Source organism: Sphingobium soli, from assembly GCF_020782245.1.
Taxonomy (GTDB): Bacteria; Pseudomonadota; Alphaproteobacteria; order Sphingomonadales; family Sphingomonadaceae; genus Sphingobium; species Sphingobium soli.
On sequence record NZ_JAJGNP010000014.1, the window covers coordinates 1 to 20,315 of the forward strand.

At 64.0% G+C, this 20,315-nt stretch carries 16 protein-coding genes and 1 pseudogene; 11 read left to right on the top strand and 6 right to left on the bottom strand.

The annotated features are described in order from the left end of the window. Positions 1-90: 90 nt before the first annotated feature. The 4 genes and pseudogenes from LL253_RS14760 to LL253_RS14775 all read left to right on the top strand — a co-directional run. A pseudogene (locus tag LL253_RS14760) lies at positions 91-1,458 on the top strand (conjugal transfer protein TraN); the annotation flags it as partial. A gap of 283 nt (positions 1,459-1,741) precedes the next feature. Beyond that, a complete protein-coding gene (locus LL253_RS14765) occupies positions 1,742-2,569 on the top strand; it encodes a conjugal transfer protein TraF (protein ID WP_083216030.1) in 828 nt (275 codons plus the stop codon). Continuing rightward, positions 2,569-4,023, top strand: a complete 1,455-nt coding sequence (locus LL253_RS14770; RefSeq protein WP_066701128.1) for a conjugal transfer protein TraH — start codon at positions 2,569-2,571, stop codon at positions 4,021-4,023. Before LL253_RS14765 ends, LL253_RS14770 begins: the two co-directional genes overlap by 1 nt. An 18-nt stretch (positions 4,024-4,041) precedes the next feature. Next, entirely contained in the window at positions 4,042-6,855 is a 2,814-nt protein-coding gene (locus LL253_RS14775; protein WP_066701127.1) for a conjugal transfer protein TraG N-terminal domain-containing protein, read from the top strand. Positions 6,856-6,863: 8 nt separating this feature from the next. On the opposite strand, the gene LL253_RS14780 is transcribed toward LL253_RS14775, so the two are convergent. The 5 genes from LL253_RS14780 to LL253_RS14800 all read right to left on the bottom strand — a co-directional run bounded on the left by LL253_RS14780 (position 6,864) and on the right by LL253_RS14800 (position 10,825). Next, positions 6,864-7,067, bottom strand: coding sequence for a hypothetical protein (locus LL253_RS14780; RefSeq protein WP_066701126.1), 204 nt, complete (start codon positions 7,065-7,067; stop codon positions 6,864-6,866). A gap of 331 nt (positions 7,068-7,398) precedes the next feature. Then, positions 7,399-8,124: a superoxide dismutase gene (locus LL253_RS14785; RefSeq protein WP_083216031.1), complete on the bottom strand. Its 726-nt coding sequence runs from the start codon at positions 8,122-8,124 to the stop codon at positions 7,399-7,401. A 31-nt stretch (positions 8,125-8,155) separates the two neighbouring features. Next, positions 8,156-9,571: a chromate efflux transporter gene (chrA, locus tag LL253_RS14790; RefSeq protein WP_066701125.1), complete on the bottom strand. Its 1,416-nt coding sequence runs from the start codon at positions 9,569-9,571 to the stop codon at positions 8,156-8,158. Further along, the gene (locus LL253_RS14795; RefSeq protein ID WP_066701124.1) at positions 9,568-10,419 is read right to left on the bottom strand and encodes a chromate resistance protein ChrB domain-containing protein; all 852 of its coding nucleotides are present in this window, start codon (positions 10,417-10,419) and stop codon (positions 9,568-9,570) included. The genes chrA and LL253_RS14795 overlap by 4 nt, the downstream gene beginning before the upstream one ends. Before the next feature lie 136 nt (positions 10,420-10,555). After that, complete coding sequence (locus LL253_RS14800; RefSeq protein ID WP_066701123.1) at positions 10,556-10,825, bottom strand: metal-sensing transcriptional repressor; 270 nt, start codon at positions 10,823-10,825, stop codon at positions 10,556-10,558. A gap of 91 nt (positions 10,826-10,916) precedes the next feature. On the opposite strand from LL253_RS14800, the gene LL253_RS14805 reads away from it, so the two are divergent. The 6 genes from LL253_RS14805 (at position 10,917) to LL253_RS14830 (ending at position 18,862) form a co-directional block, all read left to right on the top strand. Further along, complete coding sequence (locus LL253_RS14805) at positions 10,917-12,254, top strand: MFS transporter (RefSeq protein ID WP_066701122.1); 1,338 nt, start codon at positions 10,917-10,919, stop codon at positions 12,252-12,254. A gap of 58 nt (positions 12,255-12,312) precedes the next feature. Further along, positions 12,313-12,681: a hypothetical protein gene (locus LL253_RS14810; RefSeq protein ID WP_066701121.1), complete on the top strand. Its 369-nt coding sequence runs from the start codon at positions 12,313-12,315 to the stop codon at positions 12,679-12,681. Positions 12,682-12,735: 54 nt separating this feature from the next. Then, positions 12,736-14,004 (top strand): TolC family protein, encoded by a 1,269-nt coding sequence (locus tag LL253_RS14815; protein ID WP_066701120.1) that lies wholly within the window; start codon positions 12,736-12,738, stop codon positions 14,002-14,004. Beyond that, entirely contained in the window at positions 14,001-15,149 is a 1,149-nt protein-coding gene (locus tag LL253_RS14820; protein ID WP_150289963.1) for an efflux RND transporter periplasmic adaptor subunit, read from the top strand. Before LL253_RS14815 ends, LL253_RS14820 begins: the two co-directional genes overlap by 4 nt. Beyond that, on the top strand, positions 15,146-18,382 hold the full coding sequence (locus tag LL253_RS14825; RefSeq protein WP_150289964.1) for an efflux RND transporter permease subunit: 3,237 nt from the start codon (positions 15,146-15,148) through the stop codon (positions 18,380-18,382). The genes LL253_RS14820 and LL253_RS14825 overlap by 4 nt, the downstream gene beginning before the upstream one ends. Before the next feature lie 261 nt (positions 18,383-18,643). Further along, complete coding sequence (locus LL253_RS14830) at positions 18,644-18,862, top strand: hypothetical protein (protein WP_066701117.1); 219 nt, start codon at positions 18,644-18,646, stop codon at positions 18,860-18,862. Here the strand turns inward: LL253_RS14830 and LL253_RS14835 are convergent. Then, positions 18,848-19,267: a hypothetical protein gene (locus LL253_RS14835; RefSeq protein WP_315850630.1), complete on the bottom strand. Its 420-nt coding sequence runs from the start codon at positions 19,265-19,267 to the stop codon at positions 18,848-18,850. The genes LL253_RS14830 and LL253_RS14835 overlap by 15 nt on opposite strands. A 288-nt stretch (positions 19,268-19,555) precedes the next feature. Between LL253_RS14835 and LL253_RS14840 the strand changes: the two genes are divergently transcribed. Next, positions 19,556-20,287: an ImuA family protein gene (locus LL253_RS14840; protein ID WP_066701115.1), complete on the top strand. Its 732-nt coding sequence runs from the start codon at positions 19,556-19,558 to the stop codon at positions 20,285-20,287. The last annotated feature ends 28 nt before the right edge of the window (positions 20,288-20,315 follow it).

The window sequence follows — 20,315 nt, forward strand, 5'->3', positions numbered from 1 at the left end:
CCAGAACCCAAAAGAGAAAACCACGGGTTGACCCACCCGTGACACCCGAAACATAATCCGCAGACGGGTCACTTCTCAGTGGAAATCAACAATCAGGGCACGAAGATCGAGGACCAGCCGCGCTCCTGCTCGATCACGATGGTGCCGGAGACGACGACGGTCGACGCCTTCAAATTCTTTGTGGTTCCCAACAGCGCCTACGGCACCCCGTTCGCACGGTACGATTCGATGGCGCCGCATATAACGGCCGGGACATGCCGTCCGACTGGCGTGGTGATGCAGGCGTGCGCCGCCCATCGCATCTACGGCGTTTCGACGAACAAATTTTGCGACGATTACAACGCCACCGAATATGTTTGCTCCCAGGACCTGACGGGAATTGCCTTCCTCCCTAGCCCGATTACCGGACGGGATTGGCATGCCAAAACGACCGACACGCAGGTCACCGTCAAGAGGGCCGACGGCTGTGGACCTCTTACAGCGGATGCCATGTGCACGGCCGATCCTGCGGGGGAGATTTGCACCGAGGGCCCGGAGACCCGCGTCATCAATGGGGTGCCGATAACCCAGGCATGCTGGGCGTGGAAAAGAGACTTCACCTGCCACACGCTGACTCCCGCCAGCGACTGCGGCGACCTCGAGAGCAATCGGGCCTGCACCTATTTGCGGACCGAATGCCTTGATGACGAACCGAACGGCGGCGCATGTCAGGTCGAAAACCGGGTTTATAAATGCCCGACGCCCTTGAGTGGGACCAGCGACGCACCGCAATATATTTGCGGCGACGATGTCTACTGCATCAACGGTGATTGCGAGCCGATCGTTCGCGAGGCGTCGACCGAATTCAAGGATGCGCTCGTCGCCTTGCATTCGATCGACCAGGCCGGTGAGGAGTTCGACGAGACCAATTTCACGGTCTTCAAGGGCAATCGCGAGACCTGTCACAAGCCGGTGTTCGGGCTCATCAACTGCTGCGCCGGCAAAACGTCAGGCCTGCTGACGGTCGGTGCAGGCGCAGCCGCACTGGCCGGCGGGCCTGCGGCGATCGCCGCGTTGGCGACGCCCTTCCTGACCCTGTTCGCTTGTTCGCAGGACGAGATGAAGCTCGACATCAAGGATCGGATGGGTCTGTGCCACAATCTCGGAACCTATTGCTCATCGAAGATCCTCGGCATCTGCACAACGAAGCGGACCGCCTATTGCTGCTTTGAAAGCAAGCTCAGCCGCGTGCTTCAGGAACAGGGCCGGCCACAGCTCGGCAAGCCTTGGGGGAGCGCCAAAAAGGAAACGTGTCAGGGCTTCACCGTCGACGAATTTGCCCGCCTCGACCTCTCCGTCATGAATTTCACCGAGGTGTATGCGGACTTCATGGATGCGGCGAAGCTGCCTGACGAAGTCCAGACGATGACGGACATCCAGGCGAAAATTCAGTCCTACTACGACCTCCACGGAAAATGAGGCGGGTCAGATGTGCACCACGCCGGGGGGAGGCCGTCCGAAGCCAGAAAGTCAGGGAGAATGATCATGTCGATGCCGCTTCTTGAGCTGCCCGTCATCGCGGCAGCGCTGCTGCTTCAGCCAGCGCACGAGAGCCCGTCGCCGCGCCCGCCGTGCGCCTCCCGGCACGCCGCAACGGTGGCCGATTGCTGTGTTCATTTACCGGATTGGGAAGCGCGCAAAGAAAGCCCGCCCCGCGAACGCCCTGCACAGTCGCCCGGTAAGGCCGAGGGAGGGACGGAACATGGCAATTCTTGACCGGACGGTGATCCTTGCGGCAGCTCTCTCGGCGGCGATTTGGGCGCCCGCGCTTGCCCAGGACGCGCCCGCGGCCCGAAATGATACCATCGAGCAGGATCGGCCGGACGAATTCTACTGCGGCGAGCGCAGGCTGGGGCAGTGGTTCTATTGCGCGAAGCCAAAGCCGATGGACAACGCCAAGCCGGCGACGCCTGTCGAAGCGGATCGCGCCACGGATCGGATCGCCGCGATCGCCAAGCAACTCGACGAGCTGAAGGCCAAGGCCATCCTCGAGCCGACGGAAGCGAACGTCATCAACTATATCCGCTTCCAGCGCGAACAGCTCGATCGCGCGTCGACATTCTCGGACACCTGGCAACGCGCGCTCTGGCAGAACCCGGACCTCGACTATACGCTGCAACGCCCGGTTTCGACGGTCGGCAAGCGTCTGTGGCTCGATAATCGGAAGGCCGACCGCGATGCTGTCCTCACCAGCCTCGGCCAGCGCTACGGGCTGTTCTATTTCTATGCCCAAAGTTGCGGCGCGTGCGAGGTGTTCGCGCCGATCCTGCGATCGGTCACCGATAGTCATCGGATGACGGTGATGGCCGTATCCATGGACGGCGGGCCGAGCAGGGATTTTCCGAATTACGTCGTCGATTCCGGGCAGCGGGCACGAATGGGTGTGCCGGGCAATGAAACGCCTGCGCTGGTCCTGTTCGATACCCAGACCAAGCGGACGATTCCGGTCGGCTACGGCGTGCTCAGCGCCGACGAAATCATGGACCGCATCTTCATGCTGACCAACACCAAGGTCGGGAGCGACTATTGATGACACAGGCAAAAAAGGGCGTCCTGCGCCGGAAGTTCGGCTCTGGTCTGGCGTTAATCGCAGCTTCCCATTTCGCGATCGTCGGCGTCGCGCACGCTGATGTCGCGTCTGAGATGAACGGCTTCTTCAACGATGCCGGTGGCGCCGCAAATGTCACCGGGCCGACGGCATTCCAGGGTCAGTCCGCGGGCTATTACTCGCTTGGCAACGTGTGGACCCGCTTTCCGCAGAAGAGCGTCTCGCCGTTCAATCTGCAGCTTCCGAGCGCGCGGGCGGGCTGCGGCGGCATCGACCTGTTCGCAGGCAGCTTCTCCTTCATCAACGCCTCGGAAATCGTGGCGATGTTGAAGGCGACCGCCAACAATGCCCTTGGTTTCGCCTTCAAGCTCGCGATCGATTCCGTTTCGCCAGAGATCGGGAAGGTAATGGATGAGTTCAGCCAGAAGGCGCAGCTTCTCAACCAGATGAATATATCGAGCTGCGAGACGGCGCAGGCGCTGGTCGGTGGAATCTGGCCGCAGATGGAAACCACCCGCTCGACGATCTGCGAGGCGGTCGGCAACAGCCAGGGCATATTCTCCGATTGGGCCGCTTCACGGCAAGGCTGCAACAACGGCAACCGCCGGGACAGCACAATCGCTGGCAATACCGATGCGAGCATGAAGGACCAGCTCGTCGGCGAGCCACACAACTACACTTGGGAGGCGCTGAAGAAGTCCGCCAAATTCGGGGCGTTCGACCAGTCATTCTCCGAATATATCATGACGCTCGTCGGCACGGTGATCACCACGCCATCAACCGATCCGAGCGTAGGCGGGAAGGTCATCATGTTCGGGCCCGCCGAGGAGGCGGTGGTTACGGCGCTGCTCGACGGCACGGCGAACGCACCGGCGGTGAAGATGCTCAAGTGCAACGACACGGATTGCTACGATGTCGGTGAGCAGACCCTGACGGTGCCGGCCTCGTCGGCGTTGCGGCCGCGGATCGCAGGGATGATCCGCTCGATGAGCAGCAAGATCAGGACGGACACCGCGCTCGACGGTTCGGAGAAGCAGCTCCTCAACCTCGCGACCGTACCGCTCTACAAGATCCTGTCAGTCCAGGCCTATGCGCATTACGCGCTGACCGACGGCGAAATCGAAACGCTCTCAGAGATCGTCGCAGTCGATCTGCTGGCCGCGATGCTCGATAACATGCTCGATCGCGTCGAGCAGGCGCAGACTCACTATCAGACGTTCGACCAGGCCACCGCGACGCAGTGGAAACAGCAAATCGCTGCGACGCGGCAGAAATTCGCGCAGCGTGACGTGAAGCTCTCCAACAAGCTGCAGGTGACGATGCAGATCATCGATCGCAGCATCATGCTCGAATCCACGCTCCAGAATTCGATGACGCCGGGCATGGCGTCCGCGCTCAATTTCTCGCGCGGGTTGAACGCACAAGGGCTGAATTAGGGCAGGGGAGCCGGCGCGATGCTCGAGGTCTTTACGGTCGGGGGCGGGGAATATCTCGTCAACACCTTCAACGCCGTCGCTGCCTGGTCCGGGGGAGGTGGATACCGCTCGCTCCTCCGCGTCGTGATGGTGATGGGGCTCATCTACTCTCTGCTCGTCGTCGCCTTCACGATGAACTTTCGCGTGTGGATGAACTGGTTTCTGCAATCGACGGCGATCTATCTCTGCCTCATGGTGCCGACCATCGACGTGAAGGTCACCGACCGGATCAATCCGTCACTGGCACCGGCAACGGTCGCGAACGTGCCGCTCGGGCTTGGTGTTCTGGCAAGTTTCACCACGCAGATTGGCGACTGGCTGACGCGGACGGCCGAGACCGTTTTCGTGATGCCGAGCGAGCTCAACTATTCGACCAACGGCATGGTCTATGGCGCGCGCCTGTTCGACGCCACTCGCAACTTCGTGATCCGCGATGCCGAGTTCTCGACCAATCTTGAGGAGCATTTCAAGAAATGCGTCTTCGGGGACGTGATGCTCTACCGGAAGTCGCTGACCGTCCTGGCGCAATCGAAGGATCTCTGGGCGGAAATCGGTCCCGGCTCGGAAGCCCGATCGCAGGAATGGCTCGAACGGCAGGGCGATGGGACCGTCACCAGCGCGATCGTCACCTGCCGGCAGGCTTACGACATGCTAAATGCGCGGTGGGCGCCGATGATCGAGGCGAACACGCCGTTCTGGGGGAAGGAGCTTTACCCGAAGCTGAGCAACGCGCTGGCGGCCGACAAGCTGAGGCACGATCTGCCGATCGCCAATGCCGCGTTCACCGGCTCGGGCAGCAACTACAGCGATTCCATGCGGCAGAACACGGCGATCAACGCCTTCATGCAAGCCCGCAACAGCATGGCGGGCGGATCGGGCGCGGCGACGATCGACACCTTCGCGCAGACCCGCGCCGACATTCAGGCACGCAACACTTATAATTCGATCGCACAGCAGGCGATGGCCTGGGTGCCCATCCTCAACATCGTGCTGACCGTGGTCTTCTTCGCGATGTTCCCGGTGATATTCCCATTGTTCCTGATGCCGCAAACGGGTCTCGCGACCCTGAAGGGCTATGCGATGGGCTTCTTCTATCTCGCAGCCTGGGGGCCTCTCTATGTCATCCTGCACATGATCTGCATGACAAGAGCCGAGGCCGCCGCCGCGGGGGTCGCGCCCGGCGGCGTCACGCTGGGCACCTATGCCGGCATCGGCGCCGTGAATGGAGAGACTGCGACGATCGCCGGCTTCATGCTGATGAGCATCCCATTTCTCGCCGCGGGTCTTGCACGGGGCGCGATGTCGATCGCGGGCCAGGCGACCTCGATGCTTGCGCCGGCACAGAACGCCGCCGAGGCTGCCGCGCTGGAACAGACCACGGGAAACTATTCTTACGGCAATGTGAGCTGGGCGAATGCGACGTCGAACATGCGCCAGAGCGACCAATGGTCGATTGCGCCGAGTTTCACGGGCGGTGCGACCAGCGTGGGTTGGCGCCAGGACAACGGCGCCGTGGTGTCGGGCTTCGGCAATGGACAAGATGTCATCGACATGTCGGGCGCGATCTCGCGGCTGGGGTTCACGCCAACCATGAACAGCGGCACCGTCGCGGAATGGCGGGAAATGTCGAGCGCGGCGCATCGCCAAGCGCAAGCGTGGGAGAATGCCGCGCAGGATATTCTGACCAGCACACACACGAACCGAAGTGCGTTTGGGGTCTCGTCCGAGCGATCCAGAGGCTTTGAATCTGGAAGCGGGTCCACCGCAAATACAAATGTCGAGAAGTTCGATCGTGTTACCGGGTCGAGCTCGCAGGGCCTAGAGGAGCGCTCCTCGACCGGGTTGACCGATCGGATCTCGATGGGCCGTGATCGGTCAGCCGGCACGCTCGATCAGGTGACCGGCGGGATCAATGGCGGCATCGGCGGCGGCGGAGGTCGTAAGGGTGGCGGTGGGCGGGCAGGCGGCGGGGGACTTCTTCCCAATGTCGGCGGTTCCCTTGGGGTCAGCAAGACCGGGCAACAGGTCGACAATCTTCGCTATGGCACGGATCAAACGCGTTCCTCCGACAGCTCCAGCTCGTCTTCAAGCGGTGTGCGCGACGAGCACTCCAACGGCAGCGGAGCTAGCACATCCGACGGCACTTATGTTCGTTCAGGCTCGTTCAGCCGGTCATCGGTGACGTCATCGTCCTCGGTGAGCACCGAGGACGCCCTTTCGCGGGCACGATCCTATTCCGAGGCCGCGCGGCGTATGGAAGAGCTATCGCAATCCCTCGCGCGCGATGCGAGCTTCGCCGAATCGCACGGGATGCAGCTCAGCGAGAATATGAGCCAGGATCTTGCGCAATGGTACAGGCTGCAACAGGCCCTTCATCCCAACCTTGATGCGCCCGAGCTTTGGGCGACCGACTTAACGCCGCAGAAGCGCGCGGTCCGTGACCAATTGATTCAACAGTGGGCACAGGAAAAACGAGACGCGCTTTGGTCCGAGATCAGCGGCGATATCAAGGACCCGTCGCTGGTCGACGTGTCGCGGATCGATCTCGACGCCGGCGATGTGCGCGGCTCCTATAATCCGCGCGGGGTTAGCGGGATCGGTAGCGGTGGGGGAGGCGGCGACCCTGGCGCCGCTGCCCGCATGATCGCTGATGGACAGGCGAAGCTGGACGGTGATCGGGCGGCAGCGGAAGCCGCCCGTAACAATCGCGGTGGCGCGAATGTTGATCTACAATCCGAGGTCGGCCGCGAACTCAATCGCGGTTTCTTCACCGATCCGAACTTGCGGAAGTAAAGGACCGGTCAGAGCGTCAGGTAAAGATAGGCACCCGTCGCCACGAGCAGGACAAGCGAAATCACGCCACCGATCAGGCGGCCACGCGAAAGCTCGCTAGTATCGTCATCGCTCTCGTCGGAATTGATCTCATGCGGCATCGGATCGGCCGGCCTATAGATTGGGCCGCCGGGTAGATCTTTGGTGAATGCGTATGTGATCGTATCAAACATGGGCGACTTTCTACCGCCGACATCATATCATTGAGTAACTTCGCATTCAAACCGGAATAGGCCGATGCGGACACGTGCCACAATCGCAAATTCTGTTAAACCAATTTTGAAAAGAGACATTCTCGCGCAAGTTAGAAACGAGACTCTCGCTGGCGATAGGGCTGCCCAACCGTCGTTATGAGCCGGGGCAGTGTGGAGCCCTCCACACAGCTCAACGCTGCCCCGGCTCATAACGACGCTCGCTGTCGACAAACCAAAGGAACCATCGCTCTGCGATGAGCTCCCTCAATATTGAACAGACAGAGCGAAAGCTTCGTTGGCGGGCGTCTTTTTAACCGCCACCGAAATGGCTGGCCAACGTGTCGGCATGGCTCCACGCGATCGATCGCATGAACGCATCGACGTAGTCTCCTGCCTTGGCGCCGTAATCCATCGCGTAGGCATGCTCGTACATGTCGAGCGCGAGGAGCGGCGTGCTCCCGGCGAGGGTCGCGGTGTGGTCGGAGGCCCATTGGTTGGTCAGCCGGTTGTCGCGGTGGCTCCACTGGAGCAGCACCCAGCCCGATCCTCCGCCGAGTGCCTTGCCCATCCCGGTGAACTCCGCTGCCCAGCGATCGAAGCTGCCGAAGTCACGCTCGATCAGCTGGCCAAGCATGCGACCCGGGCGCGACGTTCCGCCAAGGCCAGCGAAGTAGAGCTCGTGCAGAATCATCGAATTCCAGGCGATCAGTTCCTCGCGCTTGAGGCCGTTGACCGTGAACCCCGGCGCCTTGATCGGATCGATCCCCGCGAACTGCGTGCTGATCGCCCCGAGCCGCTTCACCGCGCCGACGTAGTTGTTGTCGTGATGACTGACGAGCAGCCGCTCGGACAAGCCGGTGATCGACTTCGGATCGAACGGCAGCGGAACGGGCTGCGGCGCGAACGCTTTGCCGGCGGGACCGGCCGCGGCCGGAGCCTGTGCCACGGCTTCGGCCGAACCGAGGGCGGCGGCACCAAGAGTCACCATCGCGCCGGCGGCGAGAAGGTTGCGGCGATCAATCGTGGGGTCAGTCATGGGCGTCTCCTTTGGAAATGGCTGTGGCCGGTCATCCGACCAGCCCGGCGAGGTGAAGGGCGACGCCTGCGGCCGAAGCGCCGCCGAGCGTCAGGCAGATACCGACCTTCAGGCGGAACATGGCGATGATCGCCGCAAGCGAGATGGCGAGCGCCCACGGATCGACGCTGGTCAGCATCGGCATGTCGAACTCGATCGGGCCGGCCCGCAGCGGCCGCACCTGCCGGAAGATCGTGTGGATCGCGAACCAGACGGCAAGGTTGAGCACTACGCCGACGACAGCCGCGGTGATCGCCGCGAGCGCGCCGGAGAGCGCCTTGTTGCCGCGCATCCGCTCGATGAACGGCGCGCCGAGGAAGATCCACAGGAAGCAGGGAATGAACGTTACCCAGGTTGCGAGCAGTCCGCCGAGCGTCCCCGCGAGCAACGGAGAGAGCATCCCCGGATTGCGATAGGCGCCCATGAACCCGACGAACTGGAGCACCATGATCAGTGGTCCGGGCGTCGTCTCGGCCATACCGAGACCGTCGAGCATCTCGGTCGGGCTGAGCCAGTGATAGCCCTCGACCGCCTGCTGCGCGACATAGGCGAGCACCGCGTAAGCACCACCGAACGTCACCACCGCCATGGTCGAGAAGAAGGTGGCGATCTGGCTGAACACATTGGTCCGCCCGAGGAGCAATAAGAGCACCGCAACCGGTGCCAGCCACAGCACCATCCAGACGACCGCCTGGCGCAGCGACTGACGAATCGTGGGATTGGCGTGCGCGGGCAGCGCCTCGCCGAGCAGCGTGTCGGCATCCTCGACGATCTCGCCCTTGGCCGCGCCGTGCCCGCCGCCGACCTGGAACGCGGCGATCCCCGCGCGCCCACCGAAATAGCCGATCAGGCCAGCGCCGAGCACGATGACCGGGAACGGCACGCCGAGGAAGAAGATGAGCAGGAATGCCAGCACTGCCAACCCGCGCATGATGGTGTTCTTGAGTGCGCGGCTGCCGATCCGCACGACCGCCTGCAACACCACCGCGAGCACCGCGCACTTGAGGCCGAAGAACAAGGCAGAGACGATGCCGACCCGGCCGTAGAGCGCGTAGATCCAGCTCAAGGCCATGATCGAGACCGCGCCGGGCAGCACGAACAGCGCGCCGGCGACAATGCCGCCACGCGTCTTGTGCATCAGCCAGCCGATATAGGTAGCGAGCTGCTGCGCCTCGGGACCGGGAAGCAGCATGCAATAGTTGAGCGCGTGCAGGAACCGATGCTCGCCGATCCAGCGTTTCTCGTCGACGAGGATGCGGTGCATCACCGCGATCTGCCCGGCGGGACCGCCGAACGAGAGCGCGGCGATGCGCAGCCAGACCCAGAAGGCTTCGCCAAGTGTGACCGGCGCGACCGGTCCCGGCTGCCGCGACGACGCGACGCCCACTTCCACGGATGCGGTGCTCATGCCGTCACCGGCTTCGCGCGCGCGCCTTTCGGTTGATGCGAGACCCAGTCATGGGTCTCCCCGGTCGCATCGCGGCACCAGCGATAGAGCGCGTCATAGACGAGCATTCCGGCGTCGAGTTGTTCGAGATCGTCGGCATACATGCGCGACAGACCGAGCGACAGCGCGACCAGCCCCGCTGCCTCGGGAATGATATCGGGACGCCCGGTATCGGCGCCGCGCACGATCATGGCGAGATGGGCAAGCGGCTTGACCCCGGCCAGGCCGAGCCCGTCGAGCATCACGTCAAAGGTGCAGCGATCGCCGTCGTGGCTCCAGCGGATGCCGTCGCCCTCGATGTCGAACGGCGCCGCACCGAACCGGTCTGCGACCCCGACCACCTCGCCGGGCGCAACGAACAGGAAGACCGCGTTCGGATCGACGAAGCGGCGGATCAACCAAGGGCAAGCGATGCGATCGACCTTCGGCCGCGCGCGTGTGACCCACACGGTACGACCCTGCGGATCGCGCGTTGGCAGGATCGCTTCGGGCACCAGCGGATAACCGGCATCGACCCACGCCTTGACGCCGCCGTCGAGTGCTTCAGCTTCCGCGCCATCCTGCCGCAACCATGCGGCAGCGCCCTGGCTGAGCTTGTGGCCTTGCCAGCACGCGACCACGACCGGCCTGCCGCGGAAGCCGCCCGCCCAGTTGGCGACCTCGGCCCAGGGTCGGCGCATCGCACCGGGAATGAGGCGCGGATCGGCGGCGAAGTCTTCGTCGGTGCGAACATCGATGATGACCGGCGCCTTGGGCGTGCCGATCAGGCGAAATAGTTTGTCGACTTGGATGGAATTGAGCGCAGGCATGATGCGTCCTTGAGTTATCAAGAAGGACGCGATGCTTCAGCCTGTCGCCTCATGGGGTGATCGCGATCCCCATGCCGCGAATAAGCCTCCGGAGCCCGCGACTGTCAAGAAAGCTCTGCGCAAGAAAGCGCATTGGTCAGAGATATTTGGAGATCGCGCGGAACTGCGCGATCGCCTCCGCCGGTCCTTCACCCTCCTCGGCATGGACGAGGCAATGGTCGATATGATCGTTGATCAGTGCCTTCTTCGCGCTGGCGATCGCGCTTTCGACCGCCTGGAGCTGCTGCGCGATATCGACGCACGGCCGCTCCTCCTCGATCATCCCGACGATGCTTTTCAGGTGACCAGCGGCACGGTTCAGCCGCTTGATGATCGCCGGATGATTGGAGTGTGCATAGTGGGCCATGAGATAGCATCGCATGCAGGCGACCGACTGTCGAGAAAATATCCCCCTGGGGGGATAGACATGTATCCCCCCAGGGGGATATGGGGCGGGCGTGCTTACCGTGCTCGCCAACCGGACCTATCGTCATCTTTTCCTCGCCCAGCTCATCGCGCTGGTCGGGACCGGCCTGGCGACGGTCGCCCTCGGCCTGCTCGCTTATGACATCGCCGGTGGTGATGCGGGCGCGGTGCTTGGCACGGCGCTGGCGATCAAGATGGTCGCCTATATCGGCGTTGGTCCGATCGCCGGCGCGTTCGCCGACCGCGTGCCGCGCAAGGCGCTGCTGGTCGCGCTCGATCTGGTCCGCGCGGCGGTCGCGATCTGCCTGCCGTTCGTCAGCGAGGTCTGGCAGGTTTATGTCTTGATCTTCGTGCTGCAGGCCGCGTCCGCAGGGTTCACGCCGACGTTCCAGGCAACCATCCCCGACGTGCTCCCCGACGAGGGCGACTATACCCGCGCTCTGTCGCTGTCCCGGCTGGCCTATGACATGGAGAGCCTGACCAGCCCGATGCTCGCGGCGGCATTGCTGACGATCATCAATTTCCACTGGCTGTTCTCGGGGACCGCGATCGGGTTCCTCGCCTCGGCGGCTTTGGTGGTCTCATCAGGCCTCGCCAGGAGCGCCGCTTCACCGAAGGCCGATACTGGCATCTACGACAAGACGACCCGCGGAATCCGTATCTATCTCAAGACACCGCGCCTGCGCGGCCTGCTCGCGGTGACGCTTGCTGCGGCCGCGGCGAGCGCGATGGTCATCGTCAACACCGTCGTCATCGTCCGCGGACTCGGCTTCGGCCAGTCGCAGGTCGCCCTGGCGCTTGCCGCCTATGGCGGCGGCTCGATGCTCGCGGCGCTGCTGTTGCCGCGCGTTCTCGATCGTATTGCCGATCGCGCGGTGATGGTGAGTGCCGCCGCCTTGCTGACCGTCATGCTCGCCGGCCTCGCCACATGGGGCGCGACCGCGGGCGGCGGGCGGATTGGCTGGACGGTGCTGTTGCTCACATGGCCGCTGCTCGGCATCGCCTATTCGATGAGCGTCACGCCATCGGGGCGCCTGCTGCGTCGCTCGGCCAGCGCCGGAGACCGGCCCGCGCTGTTCGCCGCCCAGTTCGCGCTCAGCCATGTTTGTTGGCTGATCGCCTATCCGCTGGTCGGCCAGCTTGGCGCGACGATTGGAATGCCCGCGGCGCTGACCGCGATGGCAGGTCTCTCCGGGATCGGGTTCTTTGCAGCCGTCGCGCTATGGCCGAAGAGCGATCCGCAAGAGATCGCGCATGATCACGAGACGCTTGGCCCGGACCATCCGCATCTTCGCCAAGATCATAGCGGCGGCAACCAGAGCCATGTCTTCGTGATCGACGATCTGCACCAGCATTGGCCGCGCCAATGATCGCGCGTTCGTCTTGTGAGTTCACAGCTCTCGCGATAGGTCTTGTCGTATGACAGCAATGTCGATCTCCACGCGGCGCTTCGGCTCCGGTGGCGCGCTCGGGCGCGTCGCCGCGCTTATGGCGTTGTTCGCAATGATCGGCGTGCTGGCGCTATCGACGTGGCACGATGGCATGCCGCACAGCCATGCCGCAGTTCATGCAACCAGTGTCGATCGCGATCATCACGAGCATGCGCCAAGCAAGACGCCCGACATGGCGGATGTCCTGCACATGGCGGCGCACGCCGTGATCCAGACGATCGATGTACCGCGCCAGCCCGTGCTGGCTGCGATGCTCAAGCCGGTGCCGCTCCAGTGGAGCATTGCCGGCCCGCAGGCGCCCGGCGCGATCCACCCCGACGGACTCCTGAGACCCCCGCGAGGCTGAAGTCGCGCGCCCGTCTGGCGCGCCCGATCTTCAAGCCTTCAAGGGGAAATACCGATGCAAGCCTTTCGAGGCCGGCTGCCGCGGCGTGCGGTTGCCGGCATGCTGGCCGCGACCTGCCTCATGGCGGTCGCCCAGAGCGCCTATGCGCAGGTAGCGCCGCCATTCGCCACGCTGCTGCGTGAAAGCGAGGACGCTCCGCGGCTCGCGGTAAGCGAAGCCGGCGTCCGCCAGGCCGAAGGGCTGCGCGATCAGGCGCGCGCACGGCCCAATCCGAGTATCAATGTGATGACCGAGAATGTGGCGGGATCGTCACCCTATTCCGGGTTCGGGCGCGCCGAGACGACGCTGCAATATAGCCAGCCGATCGAACTGGGCGGAAAGCGCTCGGCACGGATCGCTGCCGGAGAAGCCGGCGTGGTCGCGTCGCGTGCTCGCGACCGCGATGCCCGGGTCGTTTTCGCCTATGATCTCGCACGCGCCTACGCCGCCGCCGAAATCGGTGACCGGCGCGTTGGCCTTGCCGAAGACGAAGTCGAGGAAGCGCAGAGCGACCTGAAGGCAGCCGAAGCGCTGGTCGGTGCGGGCAAGGAAACGCGGCTCCGCGCGCTCCAGGCACGCTCGGCGCTCAACGAGGTCAGCGCCCAGCTCGATCTCGCCAAAGCGAACCGCATCTCCGCTTATGTCCGGCTGTCGGCACTGGTCGGAGCGGATGCGCCATTTGCCAGCCTCGCTGAATCGCTGCTCGATACCGGTCCCAGCCCGGACATGGTTGGCCCAGTCGATCCGACGGCCAGTCCCGCGCTGCTCGTCGCCGAAGCCGAACGCGCGGCCGCAGCGCGCCGGCTCGATGTCGAAAGCCGCCGTGCGACACCCGACATCACCGCGAGCGTGGGCGTGCGCCGCTTGGAATATGAGGGTGCGACCGCGGTGCTCGGCGGCGTGACCATTCCGCTTCACCTGTTCGACCGCAACCGCGGCAACATCGCCGCCTCGCGCGCCGAGGTCGATGCCGCCGAAGCCCGGCTTGCGGTGCTACGCGCCGAGGCCCGTGCCGAAGCGCAATCGGCGGCCGCCGAGCTCTCCGCCGCTGAAAGCCGGGTGACCGCCGCGCGCGGCGCGCTTGCCACCGCCGACGAGACCTATCGTCTCGCCCGCATCGCCTATGAGGCAGGCAAGTCGCCGCTCGTCGAACTGCTCGCCGCCCGCCACGGTCTCGGCACCGCCCGCAGCACCGTTCTCGACGCCGAAACCGCCCGGTTCGAAGCGCGCGCACGCCTAGCCCGCCTCGCTGGCCGCACCATCACGGGGGAACCCATCCAATGAACGCCAATCAGAAACTCACTGCCGGCGCTGCGCTGGCGCTCGTGCTGGCTGCCGGCGCCGGGTTCGGCATTGCTCGCCTGACCGCTCCCACACCACAGGTCGAAGCAGCCGCCGAACAATCGGCCGCGCCATCGGACAGCGTCGCGATGACCGCCGAGGCGATCAAGACCTCGCAGATCTCGGTCGCGCCCGCTGCCTCGGGCGAACTCGACGCGGCGATCGCGGCATCCGCAACGCTCGAGGCGACGCCCGACGCGGAGGCGGTGCTGACCTCGCGCGCCGCCGGCACGGTGAGCCGCATCTTCAAGCGGATCGGCGATCCCATTCGCGCCGGCGAGACGCTGGCGCTGGTCGAGAGTCGCGATGCCTCGGCGATCGCCGCAGACCAGTCTGCTGCCTCCGCGCGGGTGACGCTCGCGGCCCGGCAACTGGCGCGCGAGCGCAGCCTGCTCGCGCAGGGCGTCTCGCCGCGCGCGGACTATGAAACGGCTGAAGCCAACCTCGCGGTCGCCCGCGCCGACGCAATGCGCGCCAGCGCTGCCGCCGGCGCAACGCGGGTCGCGCGTGACGGGCGATCGGTGGTGGTAGCCAGCCCGGTCTCAGGTCGTGTCACCGCAGCTCCCGCCAACCTTGGCCAGTTCGTTTCGGCCGAGACCGAGCTGTTCCGAGTGGCCGATCCCAGCCGTCTCCAGATCACGGCGAGCCTGCCGTCGGCCGATGCGCCGCGTGTCCGTGCGGGAGATCGCGTCGAACTCAGCCTGGCTGACGGCCAGATCATCGAAGGCCGGGTGCGGTCTTCGACGGGCGTGGTCGATCCCGACACGCGCGGTGCGACGGTGGTCATCGAACCAAGTGCCGGCGTGTCGATGCTGGCACCCGGCCAGCTCATACAGGCCCGCATCTTCGGCAGCGGTGGCGCCGCCAAGGATGGCGTGATGGTGCCGCAGGACGCGGTCCAGACCGTCGGCGACCGAACGGTCGTGTTCGTCCGCACGGCGAACGGCTTCAAGGCGACCAATGTGGAGGTCGGCAGCCGCAGCGGCGGACTGGTTGCAATCGTATCTGGGCTAAAGGCCGGCACGCCGATTGCGACTATCAACGCCTTCCTGCTCAAGGCCGAACTCGAGAAGGAGTCGGCGGAATGATCGGCCGCATCCTCCAACTCTCGGTGCGCGGCCGCTGGCTGGTTGCGTGTCTCACCCTGCTGGTCGTCGCGTTCGGCGCCTGGCAGATCACCAAGCTGCCAATCGACGCGGTGCCCGATGTCACCAACCGGCAGGTGCAGATCAGCACCTTTGCGCCGACGCTTGGACCGGTAGATATCGAGAAGCAGGTGACCTTCCCGGTCGAGACAGCGCTCGCCGGAATTCCGGGCCTGCAGATGACCAGGTCCTTCTCGCGCAATGGCTTCAGCCAGGTGACGGCGGTGTTCGAGGACACGACCGACATCTATTTCGCGCGACAGCAGGTAACCGAGCGTCTCGCCCAGGCCAAGGACAGCCTGCCTGCCGGCATCCAGCCCAACCTCGCACCGCTCAGCACCGGGCTTGGCGAGATCTTCTTCTATTCGGTCGCGTTCCGGCATCCCGACGGCAAGGGCGGCGCCGAACATACCGACGGCAAGCCCGGCTGGCAGTCCAACGGGAGTTACCTGACGCCCGAGGGCGAGCGGCTCACCACCGAACTCGCCAAGGCGGCCTATCTGCGCACGGTGCAGGACTGGATCATCCGTCCGCAGATGCGCAACGTGAAAGGCGTCGCCGGCGTCGATTCAAACGGCGGCTATGTGAAGCAATATCTGGTCGAGCCGAACCTCAATGCGCTTTCGACCTACGGCCTATCGATCACCGACCTCGCCGATGCGCTGGAGAAGGCGAACCTTTCGGCCGGCTCCAACTATGTCCGGCGCGCGGGCGAGAGCTTCCTCGTCCGCGCCGATGCGCGGCTCAGATCGATCGACGAGATCGAGCAGGCCGTCGTCGCGACCCGCGCGGGCGTCCCCGTGCGCGTCAAGGATGTCGGTCAGGTCGTCATCGGCGGCGCGGTGCGGACCGGTTCGGGCAGCCGCATGGGATCGGAAGCGGTCATCTCGACTGTGCTGATGCTGGTCGGCGAGAACAGCCGCATCGTCGCCAACAGCGCGGCCGAGCGGCTCACCGAAATCAACAAGGCCCTTCCACCTGACGTTTTCGCCGAGCCGGTCTATAACCGCTCGAAACTGGTCAACGCGACTATTGCCACGGTCGAGAAGAACCTGGTCGAAGGCGCGCTGCTCGTCATCGTCATCCTGTTCCTGCTGCTCGGCAATGTCCGCGCCGCGCTGATCACGGCGGCGGTCATCCCGATCACCATGCTGATGACGGCGGCGGGCATGAATGGGCTCGGCGTATCAGGTAATTTGATGAGCCTCGGCGCGCTCGATTTCGGCCTGATCGTCGACGGTGCGGTCATCATCGTCGAGAATGCGCTCAGGCGCCTTGCGGAGCGGCAGGAGCATGAAGGCCGTCTGCTCACGCTCGAGGAGCGGATGGGCGAGACGATCGAGGCGGCGCAGGAGATGGTCCGGCCGACCGTCTATGGTCAGCTGATCATCTTCCTCGTGTTCGTGCCGCTGCTCACCTTCCAGGGGGTCGAGGGCAAGACCTTCTCGCCGATGGCGATCACGCTCATGGTCGCGCTGGCCAGCGCATTCGTGCTGTCGATCACCTTCGTGCCCGCCATGATCGCGATCGTCATCAAGGGCCGGGTCAGCGAGACCGAGGTCAAGCCGATCCGCTGGTTCAAGGAGAAATACGCCCCGCTGCTCGACAAGGCGGTCGCGCGCCCGATGCCGTTCATTCTCGGTGGGGTCGGCGTGTTTGCCGCGGCTGTGTTCGCGTTCGGGTTCCTCGGTGAGGAGTTCATGCCGCAGCTCGACGAGAAGGACATCACCGTCACCAACTTCCGCGTGCCCTCCGCATCGATCGACCAGTCGACCCAGATGCAGCTGCAGATCGAAAACGCCCTGAAGACGCTGCCCGAGGTGGCGCTGGTCTTCTCGAAGAACGGCAACGCCGATCTCGGCACCGACCCGATGCCACCCAATGCCTCGGACACCTATGTGATCCCCAAGCCCGAGAGCGAATGGCCCGCCGAGGTCAAAACCAAGGAGGATATCCTGCGGCGGATCGAGGAGCGGATGAAGCCGCTGATCGGCAACCGCACCGAGATCCAGCAGCCGATCCAGATGCGGTTCAACGAGCTGATCGCGGGCGTGCGCGCCGATGTCGCGGTCAAGCTTTACGGCGACGATCTTGATGCGATGAGCGCGCAGGCCAAGCGCATCGCCGGCGTATTGCGCACGATACCCGGCGCGGGCGACGTCAGCGCCGAACAGACTGACGGTGCGCCGACCTTCGATGTGAAGATCGATCGGCTCGCGGCGGCGCGCTACGGACTGACGGTTGAGGAGGTCGCCAGTACCGTCGCCGCAGCACTGGGAGGCCGTGAGGCGGGGCTGTTGTTTGAAGGTGACCGGCGATTCTCGGTGGTCGTTCGCTTGCCCGACGCCCAGCGCGACGATCTTGAAACGCTCGGCGCCATCCCGGTGATGCTGCCCGCGGCCGATGGCCAGATTGCCCGCTCGATCCCGCTGCGCGAAGTGGCGCGGTTCAGCTACACCCAGGGGCTGAACCAGATCAGCCGCGAGAACGGCAAGCGCATGGTGGTCGTGCAGGTCAACGTCCGCGGCCGAGATCTGGGCGGATTTGTGCAGGAAGCGCAGGCGAAGATCGGCAACCTCGATCTTCCGCCCGGCATGTATACAGCCTGGGGCGGCACATTCGAAAGCCTGCAATCGGCCCGGCTGCGCTTGCTGATCGTCGTGCCAATCTGCTTCGTTGCCATCTACGCACTGCTCTACATGGCACTCGGCGGGCTCGTGCCGGCAGCGATCGTCTTTAGCGCGGTGCCGATGGCGCTCGCCGGCGGCGTGTTCGCGCTGCTCCTGCGCGGCATCCCGTTTTCGATCACCGCGGCGGTCGGGTTTATCGCGCTGTCGGGCGTGGCGGTGCTCAACGGCCTTGTCATGATGAGCGCGATCCGCAAGCGACGCGAAGAAGGGGCGGGCGAGGAAGACGCCATCGTCAGTGGCGCGATGCAGCGCGTGCGCCCCGTGTTGATGACGGCGTTAGTCGCCAGTCTCGGATTTGTGCCGATGGCATTGGCAACCGGTACGGGTGCCGAAGTCCAGCGGCCGCTCGCGACCGTGGTCATCGGCGGACTGATCACCTCGACCGTGCTCACATTGCTCGTTTTGCCGGCGATCACGGCTCTTGCTGCTCGGTGGCAAGTCCGCCGTGATCAACGATCCAAGATCGACGCCGCTGTCCAGAGTTAACGGCGGGCCACGAAGGCTACACTACCGAGGAGTGGACGGTCAGCTAAGTTGACCGTCCGCTGGTTGGCGGGATAAGTCGGGCTTCGAAGAGCAGCATTGGATCGCGGCAGGGGCGTCCTCAAGAGACGAGTCTCATTTGGAAATTGCGGAGGTGTCTCTTTTCGAAGTTGCGCTTACAAATTCTTAGAGCGATAATAAGAATTATGTTAAATATCAATATCTTATAAGAATATCAGTCCCGATACAACGCGGAGACCTTTCATGGAAGTCCGATTGAGCGCGACACCTAAAGGCAACGGATTTCAGGCAACGGTCGCATTGCCCGATGGGGTATCGATCAGCTCGGCCGAATCCTATCCCACCGAAGCCGAAGCGATCACCGCGGCGGCCGTGAAGTTGTTGGAGATGCCCGATCGCCTGATGCGCGCGACCGCAGTAGAAGCCGATCTTGCGATCAGCGGCAGCTCATCGCCGGCGTAGCGCCGCCAAGGTGTCCGGCATGATCGTGTAGACTGCCTCGCGCTGGGCGCCGCGATTTTGATGATCCACCCGATAGCCCTGATAGTGGCGTCGCAGGAGGCCGCCCCGACATAGATCCGACACTGCGCGGCTGACATTGCAGCGGCCCGATTGGCGAACCCGCTCACGGACCCTTTCTTCAATGACACGGTCAGCCTGTGTCGGATCGGCCGGTAGTTCGTCAGCCTGCTCAAGTGCCGACCGCACGGTTTCGATCGTCGAACGGCGCCAGGGTGTACGCTGCGCGATCGGAGCCAGCGCATCGCACAGCCAGTCGCGGACAGGCACGGCGTCGCCGTTCACCATCACGCTCGGTCCAGCCCTGCCCTTTTCGTCAGCGACTTCCTCCAGGAGCTGGAGGAGCATGTAGGAGAATTTTGGCCGCGGCGAAGCTGCGGCGATCGCCGCCAAAAGCCCCGGCGTGTCCATCCCTCGCGCGGGTTCGACGGATGCTTCGAATAGGTCTGCCTGATGGAACATAGCATGAATCTACTATGCACTTTGGTGGATGTGAATCCCACAAAGGACCGAAGGCGCTTTTTTTCTGGCGGATTCCACAGGCTTCGGAAGCGGTGCATTTGAGCTGCTTGACTCATCGCCGGGAACAGGAACAAATAAGGAACGAATCAACGAGTCCCGAGTCTCCTGAATGCCATGCGTCAATCAACCGTCCTTGAAGATTTGCGAGCGCGCATCGCGCGTATCGAGGGCGTAGGCGTTCAGCGCGAAGCGATCCCGTTCGGCATCGACGAACTGGATCAGCGATTGCCGGGCGGAGGCATTGCTGCAGGTGCTCTCCATGAAATGATGGGCAGTCCCGATCTCGCGGACGAGGCGAGTGCGACGGTCTTTCTGGCGGGAATCCTGGCGCGAATGGAAGGTCCCGTCTTCTGGTGCCTGCGCTGGCGCGACCTGTTTGCCCCTGCCCTTCATCTCGCCGGTCTTCATCCAGATCGGGTCATCTATGTCGAGGCCGGCAGCGACACCAATGTCCTGCTCGCGATGGAGGAGTGCCTGCATCACCCTGGCATCGCCGGTGTGGTTGGCGAAGTCGGGAAATATTCGACTACTGCATCGAAGCGCCTGCAATTGGCGGCGGAAAGCTCGGGTGTAGCGGCCTTCGTGTTTCGTCGCGCGGCGAAGGCCGAACAGGTCGCCGAAGGGACGGCAGCGATGACACGCTGGCGGATCACCGCTTCACCAAGCGAAGATCTCGGTCTGCCGAGCCTGGGTCGCCCTCGCTGGCATGTGGATTTGGAACGTGTGCGCGGTGGTAATCCGCACGCCTGGATCGTGGAGGCGTGCGATGCGACGGGTCGTATCGCTCTTCCTGCCGCACTGGTCGACCGACCGGCTGCGGCGGAAGATCGCAAAATTGTCGCCTGAGTGCCGTGACGGCCTGGTCCTTGATCTT

Coding starts and splice junctions, on each gene's coding strand:
- LL253_RS14765 (WP_083216030.1), top strand. CDS start 1,742: ATGGCAATTCTTGACCGGACGGTGATCCTTGCGGCAGCTCTCTCGGCG.
- LL253_RS14770 (WP_066701128.1), top strand. CDS start 2,569: ATGACACAGGCAAAAAAGGGCGTCCTGCGCCGGAAGTTCGGCTCTGGT.
- LL253_RS14775 (WP_066701127.1), top strand. CDS start 4,042: ATGCTCGAGGTCTTTACGGTCGGGGGCGGGGAATATCTCGTCAACACC.
- LL253_RS14780 (WP_066701126.1), bottom strand. CDS start 7,067: ATGTTTGATACGATCACATACGCATTCACCAAAGATCTACCCGGCGGC.
- LL253_RS14785 (WP_083216031.1), bottom strand. CDS start 8,124: ATGACTGACCCCACGATTGATCGCCGCAACCTTCTCGCCGCCGGCGCG.
- chrA (WP_066701125.1), bottom strand. CDS start 9,571: ATGAGCACCGCATCCGTGGAAGTGGGCGTCGCGTCGTCGCGGCAGCCG.
- LL253_RS14795 (WP_066701124.1), bottom strand. CDS start 10,419: ATGCCTGCGCTCAATTCCATCCAAGTCGACAAACTATTTCGCCTGATC.
- LL253_RS14800 (WP_066701123.1), bottom strand. CDS start 10,825: ATGGCCCACTATGCACACTCCAATCATCCGGCGATCATCAAGCGGCTG.
- LL253_RS14810 (WP_066701121.1), top strand. CDS start 12,313: ATGTCGATCTCCACGCGGCGCTTCGGCTCCGGTGGCGCGCTCGGGCGC.
- LL253_RS14815 (WP_066701120.1), top strand. CDS start 12,736: ATGCAAGCCTTTCGAGGCCGGCTGCCGCGGCGTGCGGTTGCCGGCATG.
- LL253_RS14820 (WP_150289963.1), top strand. CDS start 14,001: ATGAACGCCAATCAGAAACTCACTGCCGGCGCTGCGCTGGCGCTCGTG.
- LL253_RS14825 (WP_150289964.1), top strand. CDS start 15,146: ATGATCGGCCGCATCCTCCAACTCTCGGTGCGCGGCCGCTGGCTGGTT.
- LL253_RS14830 (WP_066701117.1), top strand. CDS start 18,644: ATGGAAGTCCGATTGAGCGCGACACCTAAAGGCAACGGATTTCAGGCA.
- LL253_RS14835 (WP_315850630.1), bottom strand. CDS start 19,267: ATGCTCCTCCAGCTCCTGGAGGAAGTCGCTGACGAAAAGGGCAGGGCT.
- LL253_RS14840 (WP_066701115.1), top strand. CDS start 19,556: ATGCGTCAATCAACCGTCCTTGAAGATTTGCGAGCGCGCATCGCGCGT.